A 14415-nucleotide genomic window follows, 5' to 3' on the forward strand; every position below is an offset into this window, starting at 1 on the left:
GAAAGTGCAAGAGGCGGAGCACTGGAGTCCATTGCCGGGGAAACCACCGGGCCGGATCGTTCCGTGCAACCGGCCCTTCGGCAACAAGGAGCACAGTTGCGACCCTCGAACCGCGCAGGCGGCGCCCTGGCGGTGTTTTCGGCGACTGCCGCCCTGGTCCTGGGCGGCGGCCCCGCGTCCCCGGCATCGGCCGCGACCCCCGACGACGCCACCTACACCGTGACCGTGGGCACCCCGGTGCCCTTCACCCACCCCACGGACACCCCCGCCAGTCCCTACCTCGACCGGGACGGCACGTTCCACTACCAGCAGTCCGCCGCGCTGTACGGCGCCAAGGACCCACGTACCTGGGATTTCTACACCGGCACCGACTTCGACACCGCCGCGTTCGACAAGGCCCTCAGCAAGGCGGTGAACCCCGCCAACCCCGCCGACCGCAACGACGACACCACCTGGCGCTGCAACAACAGCCCCACCGGCCGCCAGGCGACGTACGCGCCGAGCGGCTCCGGCTACGCGCAGAAGAACTACTGCGACCTGTCCGGGGTGTGGGTCGACCCCGACACCGGCGCCTGGTACGGCCTGGTGCACAACGAGTTCACCCCGCAGCCCTTCGGCGACGGACTGCACTACGACGCCATCGACTACGCCGTCTCCACCGACCGGGGCCGCACCTGGACCGTCAAGAACCACGTGCTCACGTCCCCCTACAGCACCAAACGCGGGGACACCACGGCCTTCCCGAACCAGACGTACTCCTACGGCGACGGCGACCAGCGCCTCTTCGTCGACACCGCCTCCGGCTACTTCTACGTCTATTACGGCTCCCGGATCATCGACAAGAGCGGCGGCTGGAAGGCGTTCTACGAACACGTGGCCCGCGCCCCGATCGCCGCCAAGATGGCCCCCGGCTCCTGGCGCAAGTGGTACGACGGCGCCTGGTCCCAGCCCGGCACCGGCGGCAGGGAGAGCGACATCGTCCCCGCCGACGCCGGCCACCCCACCGGCTACACCCCCGCCTCCGCCGAGTACGACCCGGCCAACACCGGCACCGCCGCCCAGCAGATCGCGGCCGGCAAGATGCCCCCGACCTCACCGCTTTTCGTCATGAACATCGCCTACGACGCCTATCTCGGGCTGTACATCGGCACGCCCCAGGCCGTCGACCAGAGCGGGAACTCCCCGCAGTACCTCTACGCCACCGACGACCTGACCACCCAGAAGTGGCACCTCGTCGGCGACACCGGCGGCTACACCAACGCCTCCTGGTACCGCTGGTTCCTCGACAGCGCCAACCGCACCGGCTCCACGACCGTCGGCCGGTCCTTCCGCTCGTACTGCTCCTTCGGCTGCTCGCACGACGCCTCCGGCGAGTACGTCGACATCACCGTCGACACCGGGAAGCCCGCCGCCGCGCCCATGGACACCGGCCGCCGCTACCGCATCACCAGCGGCGCGGGGCGGATCCTCGCCCAGAAGGCCGGTGGCACCGCCACCACCTCGCTGGCCCGGCCCACCGGATCCGGCCGCGACTCCTGGGCCTTCACCCCGACCGGCGACGGAGCCTTCACCCTCGCCAACGCCGCGAGCGGCGGGCTGCTCGGCGTCGACTCCACCTCCGCCTCCGGCCGGGCCTGGGGCGCCCGGCCCACCGTCACCGCGGCCCCCGCCGGCGGGCCCTGCGTCGGGCAGCAGTGGTTCGTGCTCCCGAACGCGTCCGGCGGCAGCTACCGCCTGGTCAACCGCTACAGCGGACTCGTGCTCGGCCTCTCCGGCCGTTCCGGCCGGCTCGCCGAGACCACACCGGTGCGCGCCTGGACGGACCGTAGCGGGAGTTCCGTGGGAGCCGGACGCAGCGCCGCCGAACAGACCCTGTCCCTCACCGCGACCTGAGCACCGCGCACCTTGCACACACGGGGCGCCCAACCCCTGCGGGGGTCACGGAACGTGCGGTTATCCTGCGCCCATGTCGATCATCAACGGGGAATCCGACGCCCGCCTGGCCGTGACCGCGGCCCAGGCGGGCGCCGCCGTGGTCCGAGAGCTCTACGGCAGCCGGCTCGCACGCTACGACAAGTCCGCCGGAGACTTCGCGACCGAGGCGGACCTCGCCGCCGAGCGGGCCATCCTGGACGTGCTGCGCGCCGCCCGCCCCGAAGACGCCGTGACCGGCGAGGAGAGCGGCCGCTCCGGCGCCGCCGACGCACCTCGCCGCTGGCTCGTCGACCCGCTGTGCGGCACCCTCAACTACGCGGTGCGGAACATGCTCGTCGGCGTGAACGTCGCCCTGCGGGAGGGGGACAGGATCACGGCCGCCGCGACCGCCGACCCGTTCAGCGGCGAGGTGTTCTGGACCGACGGCGACAACGCCCGGCTCCACGGCGACGGCGCCGACGAGCGGCTGACGCCCTGGCCCGGGTCCGCCCTGGTCGACGTCAACCTCGACCCGCCCTTCCCCAACGCCCCCGGATTCCACGCCACCCGCCTGCTCGCCGACCCCGGCTTCGCCGAACGCTTCCGGCCCCGGGTGGTCTCCAGCACCCTCGCCGTCGCCTGGGTCGCCGCCGGACGCAGGGCCGCCTACGTCACCGACGGCGACCTGCGCGACAGCGTGCACTTCGCGGCGGGCATCGCCCTGTGCGAGGCGGCCGGCTGCGTGGTGACCGGACTGTACGGCGAACCCGTGCTCACCGGCGCGCGCGGACTGGTCGCGGCGGCCGACGCGGAGACCCACGCCGCACTGCTGCAGCTAATCAACCGCCAGAGGGCGCAGGAGGGTTGACGGCGTTCTCGACGGACGCCGCAGCCGTCTGATGGGATGCCGTCATGACGCCGGCCCACGACCTCGCCGCCCGCCTCGGCCGGGCCCTGGACACCCGCCCGGAGACGCTCCGCGCGTGCGCGCAGGACTTCGGGCACATCGTGCGGGGCGCCCCGCTCGGCGTGCTGCGCCCGCGGTCCGCCGCCGAGATCAAGGACCTGCTGGAGTGCGCCGGACCCCAGGGCATCCCGGTGAGCGTGCGCGGCGGCGGCCACTCCCTGTACGGCCAGGGACAGGCGGACGGCGGGATCGTGCTGGACCTGCGGGCGATGAACCGGGTCGGGCCCGTGACGGACGATCAGGTGAGCGTACAGGCAGGCGCGTTGTGGCGGGAGCTGCTGGCCGTCACCCTGCCGCACCGGCGTACCCCGGCGGTGCTCACCGACTACCTCGGCGCGGGCATCGGCGGTGTCCTGTCGGCGGGCGGACTCGGCGGGGCCACCCACCGGCACGGCCTGGTCGCGGACCAGGTCCTGGAGCTGGAGGTGGTGACCGGAGCCGGGGAGCACCGGATCTGCTCACCCGACCGGGACCCCGAGCTGTTCCACGCCGTGCTCGCCGGCCTCGGCCAGTGCGCCGTCATCGTGTCCGCCACCCTGCGACTGGTCCCCGCAGCCGCCCGGGTGCGCCGCTACTGCCTGTACTACGCCGACCTCGGCGGCTGCCTCGCCGACCAGCGCCGGCTCGCCGAGGAGCAGCGCTTCCCCTATCTGGAGGGCCAGGCGCGGCCGGCCGACGGACCCGGCTGGCAGTACATGATCGAGGCCGTGGCCCCCTACGACGGGCCGTACCCGCTCGACGACCGCACCCTGCTCGCCGGGCTCTCGTACGACCCCGCCGCCGTGGAGACGGAGGACCTCGGCTACGGCGAGTTCGCCCACCGCGTGGACACGGACGAGGAGGCCCTGCGGGCCACGGGGGAGTGGCTGCACCCCCATCCGTGGCTCAATCTGCTGCTCCCGCACGACAGTGCCGAGTCCGTCGTCCGGGCCGTACTCGCCGACCCGGCCTTCCGCGACCTGCGGGACACCGGCCTCGTCCTGCTGTACCCGGTGCTCTCCAGCCGGCTGCGCGCCCCCTTCTTCAGCCGCCCGTCCGGGGAAGTCCTGTACCTGTTCGCCCTGTTGCGCACGGCCCCGCCCGGCAGCCCCGAGACGGTCGCGGCGATGCTGGCCGCCAACCGCGCCGCGTACGAACTCGCCCGCTCCCGGGGCGGGGTCGCCTATCCCGTCAACGCCCTGCCCCTGTCGGACGCCGACTGGCAAGACCACCACGGCGTCCGCTGGCCGGCCTTCGCCGAGGCCAAACGGCGCCACGACCCGCACCTCGTCCTGGCCCGGGGACACGGGATGCGGTTCTGAGGTATCCGCTCCCGAAGAGCCGACGGCGACGACGCGCTCGTCACCGGCCTGTTCTCGCTCCCGCGATCCGCGCCGCACCCCCTCAGCCGTCCGAGAGGGTCGCGTGCGGGGTACGCCGGTAGGTGTTCCGGTACAGGGCGGCGAAGCGGCCCGGGTGGTGGAAGCCCCAGCGGGCGGCGATCGAGGTGACGGTCTCCCCGCCGCCGGGGTGGGCAGCCACCAGGTCGTGATGGGCGTGCGCGAGCCGTACCCGGCGCAGATGCGCCAGCGGGGTGGTGTCCAGGTGCCGCCGGAACGCGTACTGCAGGGCCCGGGCCGTCACATGGGCCGCCGCGGCGATGTCGGCGACCGTGACCGGCTGACCGGCGTGGTCGTCGATGTAGGCGAGGGCACGGCGCAGCATCTCGGGATGGGCGTCCCTGCGGTCGGTCGCGGTGGGCTCGGACAGGGCGGTGTTCGGGAAGGCGTTCAGGACGCTCGCCGCCAGGTACTGTCCGGCCGTCGCGGCGATCAGCGGCTGGTCGGCGGTCCCCGGATCGCACAGCACATGATCGCGCAGATGGCCGATCGCGTGACCCAGCTGGCGGGCCGCGACCGCCGAGCGCGGCCGGTGGCCGGTCAGCCGCACCGGTCCTGAGCCGTCCGGACCGGCGGCCACCTGGGCGAGCAGCGCCGGATCCAGCATCGTGATGGTGTAGCGGGCGTGGTGGATCCGCCCCGAGTACGGCAGGTCGGGCGGCGCGAACAGCACCACGTCACCCGGCCCGAAGGTGTCGTTCTCGACGCCCGGGAAGCCGTGGTCCCGCACCGTTCCCTCGTGCACCACGCACAGACAGACCCGGCCCAGTGGCGTCACCGAGTAGCTCATCTCGAAGTCGAGCGCGAGTTCGTCCACGCTCACCGGGGCGATGGCGCTGCGCCGGATCCGGGTCCGGGTGGCCTCGGGCGTGCTGCTGCCGATACGCATCCTGGCGTAGGCACGGCTGAGGAAGTCTTCCGTCGCCGCCAGATCCGCGCTGTCGAAGGTGAGCGTCTCCATGTGTGGCGGATGCCCCCGAATCACCTGACTATGTAACGCCTGACCAGGCGTTTTTCGTTTTCCGTACGGCTGCCCGCCAGGACGTTCGCCTGGTGGCTGGTGTCGGCATGGCGGGCCGCGCAGGGTGGCGGCATGATCGGACGCGACGAGCAGACGGACCAGCTGGCGGCACTCCAGGAGGAGGTGGCCCAGCTGCGCCGGGCCGTGGCCTCGCACGCCCTGGTGGACCAGGCGATCGGCGTGGTCATCACCGCCGCCGGGCTCCGCCCGGAACAGGGCTGGGAGGTGCTCAAGCAGGTCTCGCAGCACACGAACGTCAAACTCCGCGACGTCGCCCGCTGGGTGGTCCTGTGGCCCTCCAGCGGCCGGTTCCCCGACGACATCCGCCGGGCCCTGTCCGCGGCGGTGGCCCGCGCCCGGGACGCCGAGCACGCCGCCGCGTCCGCGCCCGAGAGCGACGGACAGGCCATGAGCTGCGGCCCGGTCAGCTGACGAGGCCGGGGTTGTGCATGGGCGCCGCGTGCAACACGAAGGGGGTGGCCCCGCTCGCGGGCCGTACCCTGCACACGCCGGCAGAGGAAGAGGCCACCCAGGGGGACACGCGCGCCCTCGTGCACGGGGCCCTGGCGGAGTACCCGCGCGGCGCAGTGGAGCACGGCTCACCCGTCTCCGACGCGGCGGACCCGCCGCGGGAGACCCCGCGGGTCACGGCCCGCCCATGACCGGGGCCCGGGCCTGCCCGCAGGGCCGGGCCCCGGCCGCTGCGTGCTCCGCTCCCCGGCGGCCCGTCCGGCGCTGACCGGCGCTTTCGAACTGCGGCGGCCGGGGCCAGCGCCTAAGGTGGCGGTGCGGGCAGCCGGGTGCTTGCCTGCTCGGGTCAAGAATCCGGCCCTGCTGACGAAACCACCCTCGGCAGGGGGCCATTGGCCCTGCTCGACGGTCCCCGGGTCCGGACGGAGGCGTCCGGCGGGCCAGCCGTCCCGGCTACTCGATGGGAGACGGCCCGACTTCACCCCGACCGGAGATCCTGTGCGATTCCCGGTTTCGGACGCACCGGCTCGGGGACCTCGGTACGAAGGCCGCGTCGACCCCTTTCTCCCGATGTGTTCGTGTGGCCGGCCGTATGCCCGGGTGTGGCCACCGCGCGTCGGACACCCCTCTTCGCCGGTGCCGGGCCCGCCCCCGTGACCAGCGAAGGAATGGTGGAGATGAGCGAGACGAACCCGTTGAGGCGAGCGGCGGACAAGGTGACGGACGCCCTGCGGGGGGACGGCACGGGCCCGGAGGAGGGGATCCCCGGCAAGCCCGGTCCCCGGACGCCGCCGGTCGCCGAGCCGACCGGACCCCATGAGCCGTACCCGCCCAAGCCCGACCAGACCGGCCCCGACACCGTCTCGCCCACCGGCCAGCCCACCGGCGCAGACCAGGCCCGGACGGCGCAGAGCGGCAGCTACCTGACCAACGCCCAGGGCACCCGGCTGTCCGACACGGACCACTCGCTCAAGGCGGGACCCCGTGGCCCGGTGCTCCTGCAGGACCACCACCTGCGGGAAAAGGTCATGCACTTCGACCACGAGCGCATCCCCGAGCGCGTGGTCCACGCCCGCGGCGCCGGTGCGCACGGGGTCTTCCGCAGCTACGGCGCGGCGGCGAACGTGACGAAAGCGGCCTTCCTCTCCGAGGACGTCGAGACGCCGGTGTTCGTCCGCTTCTCCACCGTGCTCGGCTCCCGGGGCTCCTCCGACACCGTCCGGGACACCCGCGGCTTCGCGACGAAGTTCTACACCAGCGAGGGCGTCTTCGACCTTGTCGGCAACAACATCCCGGTCTTCTTCATCCAGGACGCCATCAAGTTCCCGGACGTCGTGCACGCCGCCAAACCGCACCCCGACCGCGAGATCCCACAGGCGCAGAGCGCCCACGACACCTTCTGGGACTTCGTCACCCTGCACACCGAGGCCACCCACCACACCCTGTGGAACATGTCCGACCGCGGCATCCCGCGCTCGTACCGCACGATGGAGGGCTTCGGCGTCCACACCTTCCGCCTGGTCGACGCGGCCGGCGGGACGACGCTGGTGAAGTTCCACTGGAAGCCGAGGCTGGGCGTGCACTCGCTGGTGTGGGAGGAGGCCCAGATCGTCAACGGAGTCGACCCCGACTTCCACCGCCGGGACCTCGCCGACGCCATCGAGGCCGGCGCGTACCCCGAGTGGGAGTTCGGCATCCAGACCTTCCCCGACACCCCCGACCAGACCTTCGAGGGCATCGACCTGCTGGACCCCACCAACCTCGTCCCCGAGGAACTCGCCCCCGTGCAGCCCATCGGGCTGCTCACCCTGAACCGCAACCCGTCGAACTTCTTCGCCGAGACCGAGCAGGTCGCCTTCCACCCCGGCCACCTCGTCCCCGGCATCGACATCACCGACGACCCGCTGCTGTCCGGGCGGCTGTTCTCCTACCTGGACACCCAGATCACGCGCCTCGGCGGCCCCAACTTCGCTCAGATCCCGGTCAACCGGCCACACGCACCCGTCAACGACATGCTGCGCGACGGCATGCACCAGACGGCCGTGCACCGGGGAGTGGCCCCCTACCGCCCCAACTCCCTCGACGGCGGATGCCCGTTCACGGCCGGCGCCGACCTGGCGGCCTACGTCGAGGCTCCCGTCCGCGTCCCGGAGGCGACGAAGGTCCGCGAGGCGCCGGCGTCCTTCGACGACCACTTCAGCCAGCCGCGCCGGTTCTGGCTCAGCATGAGCCCCGTGGAGCGCGAGCACATCATCGGCGCCTACACCTTCGAACTCGCCAAGTGCTACGAACAGTCCATCAGGGAACGGGCGTTGCAGGTGCTGGCGAACATCGACCCGGAGCTGTGCGCGGGCGTCGCCACCGGCCTCGGCCTGCCCGCGCCGCGGCCCACCGTGCCCCTGGCCGACGTCGCGCCCAGTCCCGCCCTGTCCCAGGTCGGACGCACCTGGCCCACCGACGGCCGGATCATCGGTATCGTCACCGGCCCCGACGGCGACCTGGACGGGGTACGGGCGGTACGCCAGGAGGTGCTGGACAGCGGCATGGTCCCGCTGGTCGTCGCGCCGACGGGCGGCACCCTCGGTCCCGAGGGGGACGCGCTGGACGTGCAGCGGACCTACGCCACGGCGCGGTCCGTGGAGTTCGACGCCCTGCTGGTGGCCGGCACCCCGGGCATCGGCACCGACGCCCACGGCGCCCGTGACGCCAAGGCGGGCCTGCCCACCGACCGCAACGGCACCCCCGACCCGCGCGTGGGACTGCTGCTGGCGGAGGCGTACCGGCACGGCAAGGCCATCGGAGCCACCAAGGGCGCGCAGAGCGTGCTGGAGGCAGCCGGCATCCCCCTCGACGCGCCCGGTGTGATCGCCGGCGACGGCGCCGCCCCGGTGCTGCAGCAGCTCACCCAGCTGCTCGGCTCCCACCGGGTCTGGGACCGCTTCCCGTCCGCCGCCTGACCGGCCGCGCGCCCGCGGCCGGGGCCGTGCCTCCGGACCCGCCCCGGACCTGCCCGCCGGCGTACGGCTGTCAGGTCCGGGTGGTGCGGCACAGCAACAGGCAGATGTCGTCGTCGTGTTCGGAGTCGTGCAGCATCGGCTTCAGCAGCGAGTCGGCCGCCGTCTCCAGGTCCTCCAGCTCGGCCGTGCCGAGCGCGCCCACGGCCTGGGCCAGCCGCTCGATGCCCGTGTCGATCCCGGCGGACCGCCGCTCCACCAGACCGTCCGTGTACAGCGCGAGCGTCGAGCCGGCCGGCAGCTCGACGGTGTGCTCCTCGTACTCGTAGGGCACCGGGACCCCCAGCATGATGCCCGGCTTGGCCTCCAGCACCCGTACCTCGCCCGCCGGGCCGCGTACGACCGCCGGCGGATGCCCGGCGGCCGCCCAGACCACCCGCGCGTCCCCGGGCGTGAACCGGGCGAGGGCGCACGTCGCGTACAGCTCCGGCTGCTGGTGGCGCAGCATCCGGTGCAGCAGGGTGAGGATACGGGCCGGCCCGTTGCCCTCGACCGCGTACGCGCGCAGGGCGGTGCGCAGTTGGCCCATGATGACCGCCGCCCGCAGTCCGTGCCCCGTGACGTCTCCTATCACGGCCAGCACACTGCCGTCGGGCTGCGGGAAGGCGTCGTACCAGTCGCCGCCGATGTTCATCCCGTGCGTGGCCGGCAGATAGCGCGCGGCGAGCGCGAGGCCCCGGGTGACGGGCAGTTCGGTGAGCTGGGCGCGCTGCAGTTCCTCGGCGACGTTGCGGTGCTGCTGGTACTGCCGGGCGTTGTCCAGCGCGATGCCCGCGCGACGGGCCAGCTCGACCAGCATCACCGTGGTGTCCGGGTCGAAACGGTCACCGTGCGCGGCCAGCGTCAGCACCCCCTGCACCGCGCGCACACCGAGCGGCAGACACAGCAGCGGCCGGTCCGGCGACAGGGCCGAGGCCGGCAGATCGTCCACGCCCGGCAGCCCGCCCGGTCGTGGACCCGCGTGCTGGGGCCGGCCGGTGCGGGCCGCCGTCACCGAGGCCGCCGCCCGCTCTGCCGGGGGCGTCCGCTCGTCGTCCACGAGCCACACGTCGACGTGCCGGGCGTACTCCGGGACCAGCAGCTCCGGCAGCACGCGCAGGATGTCCTCGTGGTCCAGCGATTCGTTCAGGGCGGCGCTGGCGTCGGCGAGGAAGGTCAGCTGCCGCCGGGCGTTCTCCGCCTCCGCGCGGGCCGCCCGCTCGGCGTCGAGCAGCTCGCGCTGTGCCAGCGCCGCCGCCTCCAGCTCGGCGTGCAGCGCGAGCACGCCCTGGTTGGTCTGGTGCAGCTCCTCCCGGTGGAACCGGATCAGCTCCTCCGTCTCCGCCAGCTGCGCGAGGACGGCGGCGGCGTCCTCGTCCGCGTCCAGGAGGGCCTCGGCGAGCCGGGCGTCGTCCAGGCCGGCGGGCCCGGGCAGCGGACCGGTGACGGGGACGGCACAGGAGAGGGTGCGCCGCCACGGATCGGGCCCGCACACCTCCACGTGCAGCGCCCCGTCGGCGCGAGCCGTCACGGTCAGCTCCACCCGGCGCCCGTCCCGGCAGGGCCGCAGCCGCGCGCCGAGCGCGGCCAGGAAGCGGGTGCGGTCGAGGGCGGGCACCGCGGCGTCCGCGGTGAGCCGCGCCAGCAGGGCACGGGCGCGGGCCGCGTCGGCGGGGGAGGCGAGGGTCCAGGTCTCGGAGACGGCTGTCATGGGTGCTGGTCCGGCGGTCGGGGGGCCAGTACGGCCACACTGGTGTCGTCGCGTACGGGGCGGGCGGGGCTGCCCGCGTCGCGCAGCACGGCCGCGGCCAGCACCGCGGGATCCCGCGCGAGCAGCTGGGGGTCCTGCGGCGGTGTCCAGCGGCTGGGCAGTCCGTCACTGTGCACGACCAGCAGGCTGCCCGGGCGCCACGGCATCCTGCGCACGGGGATGTGGGCCGGGAAGTACGCCCCGACGATCCCCGGATGGGAGACGAGGGACGTCCAGCCCTCCCCGGTACGCAGCCGGGCGCCGGCGTTGCCGATGCCGGCGAAGGCGAGTTCCGCGCGCTCGGTGTCCAGCTGGGCCACGGCGACCGCCGCGCCGCGGGTGGGCCGCAGCACGGTGTGCAGCCGGCGCAGCATCTCGACCGGCCCCAGGTGGGCGGCGTGGCGCAGCTCGGCCACGGCGGCGGTGGAGGCGTGCGCGGCCTTCGGGCCGTGCCCGAGACCGTCCGCGAGGAGCAGGGTCAGCAGGGTGCCGGAGCGCGCCCAGGCCCAGGCGTCACCGCACTGCTCGGCCTCGGCCAGTGAGACGCAGATCCCGCCCGCCGGTACCTGCGCCGCCGGCGTCCGCGGCCGTGTCCGGGGCCCGGCGCGCTCCGGGTCGATCCGGGCCGTCGCCACCGTCCCGCGGCCCGGCGCGCTGTACAGATGGAAGGCGTCGGCGCTGCGCAGACAGCTGCCCAGACCGGCGCCGAGGGAGACCCCTGCGGTGGTGTAGCCGTCCCGCAGCGCCGTGGGGACGTCGGCGATGCCCGGCCCGTGGTCGAGCGAGAAGAGCTGCACCGACAGAGCCGGGCCACCGGACGGCGGCCCGACGAGGTTGACCACCATGCGTCCGCCGCCCGCGTGTTTGAGCAGGTTGGTGGCCAGCTCGGTGGCGACGAGTTCGGCGGCCGCGGTCCGCTGCGGGTCGAGGCCCGCGTGCGCGCATGCCTCCCGGGCGGCCGTACGGGCATCGCGTACCCGCGTGGAGTCGCCCACCGGTACCTCCCACACCCGGCTCATCCCGCCCCCGCACGTGACGAGGGCACCTGGGCCACCCAGGCGACGGCCGTGACGGTCGTTCCCCGCCCGGGTTCGGTGTCCACGGCGAACTCGTGCACCAGCCGCTTGGCGCCGCTCAGTCCGAGGCCGAGACCGCCTCCGCTGGTGTAACCGTCGGTCATGGCCAGCTCCAGATCGCGGATGCCGGGGCCGCTGTCGACGAAGCACATCTTCAGGCCCCGGCCGCGGCCCTCGTCCAGCGGCGTGATCTCCGCCCGACCGCCGCCGCCGTGCACGAGTGTGTTGCGGGCCAGCTCGCTCGCCGCCGTGACCAGCTTGGTCTGCTGGACGAGCCCGAAGCCGAGCTGGGCCGCGCACCGCCGCACCTCCTGCCGCACCCAGGCCAGATCCGCGTCCGAGCCGATGGGCAGGCTGGTCGCGGACGCCTGGCCGGACGCACGCATCATGTCCCCCTCTGGGACAGCAGTTCCAGGGCACGGTCGACGTCGAGGGCGGTGACCAGGCCGGGCAGGGTGAGCCCCAGCTCGACGAGGGTGATCGCCACGGCGGGCCGCATCCCGGCCAGCACCGTTCGGGCAGCCAGCAGCCGGGCCGTGGAGGCGATCTCGGCGAGCACCCGGCCGAGGAACGAGTCGACGATGTCCACTCCGGAGATGTCGATCACCACGCCGGTCACCCGGCTGGCGGCGATGCGGCTGGTGATGTCGTGCTGCAGCTGTTCGGCCATGCCGTCGTGCAGCTCGCCCTGGAGCGAGACGAGCAGGACGTCGCCCAGGGCGAGCACCGGGACCTGGGGCGGCTGACCGGGAGTGGGCAGGTTCACCGCGCACTCGCACTCGCGTCCGCACGGGAGACCTCGATGCCCTGCTGGCCCAGCGTGTAGGCGAGCGCGTCGGCCAGCGAGGCACGGGTGAGCACCGTGCCGAGGTCGATGCCCAGCTGCACGATCGTCTGCGCGATGGCCGGACGGATGCCGGAGACGATGCACTCGGCGCCCATCAGCCGTGCGGCGGCCACCGTCTTCATCAGATGCTGCGCGACGAGCGAGTCGACCGTGGGTACACCGGTGATGTCCAGGATGGCGTACCGGGCGCGCTGGTCGACGATGGCCTCCAGCAGCGACTCCATGACGACCTGGCTGCGCGCACTGTCCAGGGTCCCGATCAGCGGGACGGCCACCGTGCCCTCCCACAGCTTGATCACCGGGGTGGCGACTTCGAGCAGCTGTTGCCGCTGCCGCTCGATCAGTTCCGCGTTCGCGTCCAGCGCCGTCTCCATGACCACCAGGCGCAGCGTGCCCAGCAGCAGGGTCAGAGCCAGCACGCTCTCCTGGGCCTGCGCGGCGGTGGCATCGGGGAACTCCTCGCGCAGCAGCTCCACGGCGGGAACGCGCAGTCCGGCCACCTCGTCGGCGATCTGGGACGGCGTCGAGCCGCTGAGGGTCCTCGTCTGCGTCATGCGCCCCAGCTGGTCGCGCACCGGGAGGAAACCGGGTGCCGTGATGTCCTCCAGACGTCCGCTCACCGCCACGTCGGACAGGGAGTCCACCACGGCCTTGCACGCCTCGACCGCCTCGTCGCGGGAGACGGTGAAGACCGAGCGGAACAACGGGGCGTCGGCCCAGCGCTGGGCGATCTGCTCCCGTCGCCGCTCAAGGAAGGAACTCACCACCCGCGGCGCCGATCCGGTCGCGTCCTGCTCCGGCACTCTCATCCTCTCCTCTCGCACAGCCAGGGCCCGCCGCCTGTCGGCCGGCTCCGAGCCGATCGTTGCCGTCCGGCAACGATAGTCCGGCGCCCGTGGCCGGACCAAACCCGCCGCCGGACCTCTCGCTTCGCTCAACCAGCCTCATGTCCATGGGACTTCGGGCCCAGAATCTGCTCGCGGGCACCGGGCCCCGAGAGCCGGCCCGGACCGTCCTAGTACGCTGGCGGACATCGTCCCAGTGCTTGCGAGAGGGGGACCGTGGCCGCATTCCGCTCCCGTCCGTCCACCGACGAGGCCGCCCGGATGACCGCCACGGCCGCGGAGTTGCTGGAAATGCTGTCCGGACGGACCTCCACGGCGCCCGCCTCCGCGCCGCAGGTGCGCGTGCTGCTCGTCCTCGAACACCACGACGGGATCAATCTGCGCACGCTCGCCGCGATCCTGGGCACCGCGCCCCCGTCCGCGAGCCGGCTGTGCGACCGGCTGCAGACGAGCGGGCTCCTCGAACGCGAGGCCGGCGAGGCCGACCGGCGCGAGGTACGGCTGCGCCTCAGCGGCACCGGCCGTTCCTTTCTCGCCGACCTGCGTGCCCGCAGGGAGGGCGAGATGGCGGCCGTGCTGTCCGCCATGCCACCGGCGAAGGCCCAGGCCCTGCTGGAGGGCCTTGAGGCGTTCTGCGCCGCCGCGTCTTCGCGGGTCCTCGGCCGGGACGATGCGGGGACGGCGGCCGAGGACGACGAGGGGAGGGCGGCCGAGGACGTCGCGGGGAACCGGGGGACGGCGGGGCGGAGCGCTGTGGCGGGCCGGGGCGCGCGTGCGGCTGACGGCCCCGGGGCCGGCCTCGGCCAGGCGCCCGCCGGTGCCGAGTGGCTCGGCGCCGCGGGGCACCGGCCGGCCTGAGCCCTCACCCGCGGCGGCGTGGGCCGCGGCGACCGACGCCGGGCGAGCGCCGGCGAAGTGCCGCGGTGCCCACCCGGGCCGGCCTGAGCGGGACGACCGCCCAGCCGTCCGTACGACGGCGAGCTCGACGCGTCGGCGGCCCTCCGTCGGCACACCTCGTTCTCGTTCCCGCGCACGTCGACACGCTCCTTCGTCGGGCCAAGCCGTCTCGGCCCGGCGGCGGATGCCACCGGGCCGGTGTCGGTGGGCCGACTACCCCGAATCCCGCCGGACTCTCCTGGCTGTTGCCGACGT

The 14415-nt window shown here is 73.8% G+C and carries 11 protein-coding genes and 1 pseudogene; 6 read left to right on the forward strand and 6 right to left on the reverse strand.

Going from position 1 to position 14415, the window contains the following annotated elements:
- Nucleotides 1–96 precede the first annotated feature (96 nt).
- The 3 genes from IE244_RS17740 (at nucleotide 97) to IE244_RS17750 (ending at nucleotide 4182) form a co-directional block, all read left to right on the forward strand.
- Complete coding sequence (locus IE244_RS17740) at nucleotides 97–1893, forward strand: RICIN domain-containing protein (RefSeq protein ID WP_191874490.1); 1797 nt, start codon at nucleotides 97–99, stop codon at nucleotides 1891–1893.
- Between the two features lie 73 nt (nucleotides 1894–1966).
- Nucleotides 1967–2782 (forward strand): inositol monophosphatase family protein, encoded by an 816-nt coding sequence (locus tag IE244_RS17745; protein ID WP_191874491.1) that lies wholly within the window; start codon nucleotides 1967–1969, stop codon nucleotides 2780–2782.
- A 44-nt stretch (nucleotides 2783–2826) separates the two neighbouring features.
- Nucleotides 2827–4182: an FAD-binding protein gene (locus IE244_RS17750; protein WP_191874492.1), complete on the forward strand. Its 1356-nt coding sequence runs from the start codon at nucleotides 2827–2829 to the stop codon at nucleotides 4180–4182.
- Nucleotides 4183–4264: 82 nt separating this feature from the next.
- Here the strand turns inward: IE244_RS17750 and IE244_RS17755 are convergent, their stop codons facing one another.
- Nucleotides 4265–5221: an AraC family transcriptional regulator gene (locus IE244_RS17755; protein ID WP_191874493.1), complete on the reverse strand. Its 957-nt coding sequence runs from the start codon at nucleotides 5219–5221 to the stop codon at nucleotides 4265–4267.
- Between the two features lie 132 nt (nucleotides 5222–5353).
- Here IE244_RS17755 and IE244_RS17760 point away from each other — a divergent pair, with 132 nt between their 5' ends.
- Nucleotides 5354–5713: an ANTAR domain-containing protein gene (locus IE244_RS17760; protein WP_191874494.1), complete on the forward strand. Its 360-nt coding sequence runs from the start codon at nucleotides 5354–5356 to the stop codon at nucleotides 5711–5713.
- 716 nt (nucleotides 5714–6429) lie between these two features.
- The gene (locus IE244_RS17765) at nucleotides 6430–8709 is read left to right on the forward strand and encodes a catalase (RefSeq protein ID WP_191874495.1); all 2280 of its coding nucleotides are present in this window, start codon (nucleotides 6430–6432) and stop codon (nucleotides 8707–8709) included.
- A gap of 70 nt (nucleotides 8710–8779) precedes the next feature.
- On the opposite strand, the gene IE244_RS17770 is transcribed toward IE244_RS17765, so the two are convergent.
- The 5 genes from IE244_RS17770 to IE244_RS17790 are packed head-to-tail and all read right to left on the reverse strand — an operon-like array spanning nucleotide 8780 to nucleotide 13227.
- A complete protein-coding gene (locus IE244_RS17770) occupies nucleotides 8780–10456 on the reverse strand; it encodes a PP2C family protein-serine/threonine phosphatase (protein ID WP_191874496.1) in 1677 nt (558 codons plus the stop codon).
- A complete protein-coding gene (locus tag IE244_RS17775) occupies nucleotides 10453–11514 on the reverse strand; it encodes an ATP-binding SpoIIE family protein phosphatase (RefSeq protein ID WP_191874497.1) in 1062 nt (353 codons plus the stop codon). Before IE244_RS17775 ends, IE244_RS17770 begins: the two co-directional genes overlap by 4 nt.
- On the reverse strand, nucleotides 11511–11957 hold the full coding sequence (locus tag IE244_RS17780) for an anti-sigma regulatory factor (protein ID WP_191874703.1): 447 nt from the start codon (nucleotides 11955–11957) through the stop codon (nucleotides 11511–11513). Before IE244_RS17780 ends, IE244_RS17775 begins: the two co-directional genes overlap by 4 nt.
- The gene (locus IE244_RS17785; protein ID WP_191874498.1) at nucleotides 11957–12337 is read right to left on the reverse strand and encodes an STAS domain-containing protein; all 381 of its coding nucleotides are present in this window, start codon (nucleotides 12335–12337) and stop codon (nucleotides 11957–11959) included. Before IE244_RS17785 ends, IE244_RS17780 begins: the two co-directional genes overlap by 1 nt.
- On the reverse strand, nucleotides 12334–13227 hold the full coding sequence (locus IE244_RS17790; protein ID WP_191874499.1) for an STAS domain-containing protein: 894 nt from the start codon (nucleotides 13225–13227) through the stop codon (nucleotides 12334–12336). Before IE244_RS17790 ends, IE244_RS17785 begins: the two co-directional genes overlap by 4 nt.
- 297 nt (nucleotides 13228–13524) lie before the next feature.
- Between IE244_RS17790 and IE244_RS17795 the strand changes: the two are divergent.
- A pseudogene (locus tag IE244_RS17795) lies at nucleotides 13525–13938 on the forward strand (MarR family winged helix-turn-helix transcriptional regulator); the annotation flags it as partial.
- Nucleotides 13939–14415: the final 477 nt, after the last annotated feature.

The sequence above is a fragment of the Streptomyces filipinensis genome (genome assembly GCF_014649495.1).
Classification (GTDB): domain Bacteria; phylum Actinomycetota; class Actinomycetes; order Streptomycetales; family Streptomycetaceae; genus Streptomyces; species Streptomyces filipinensis.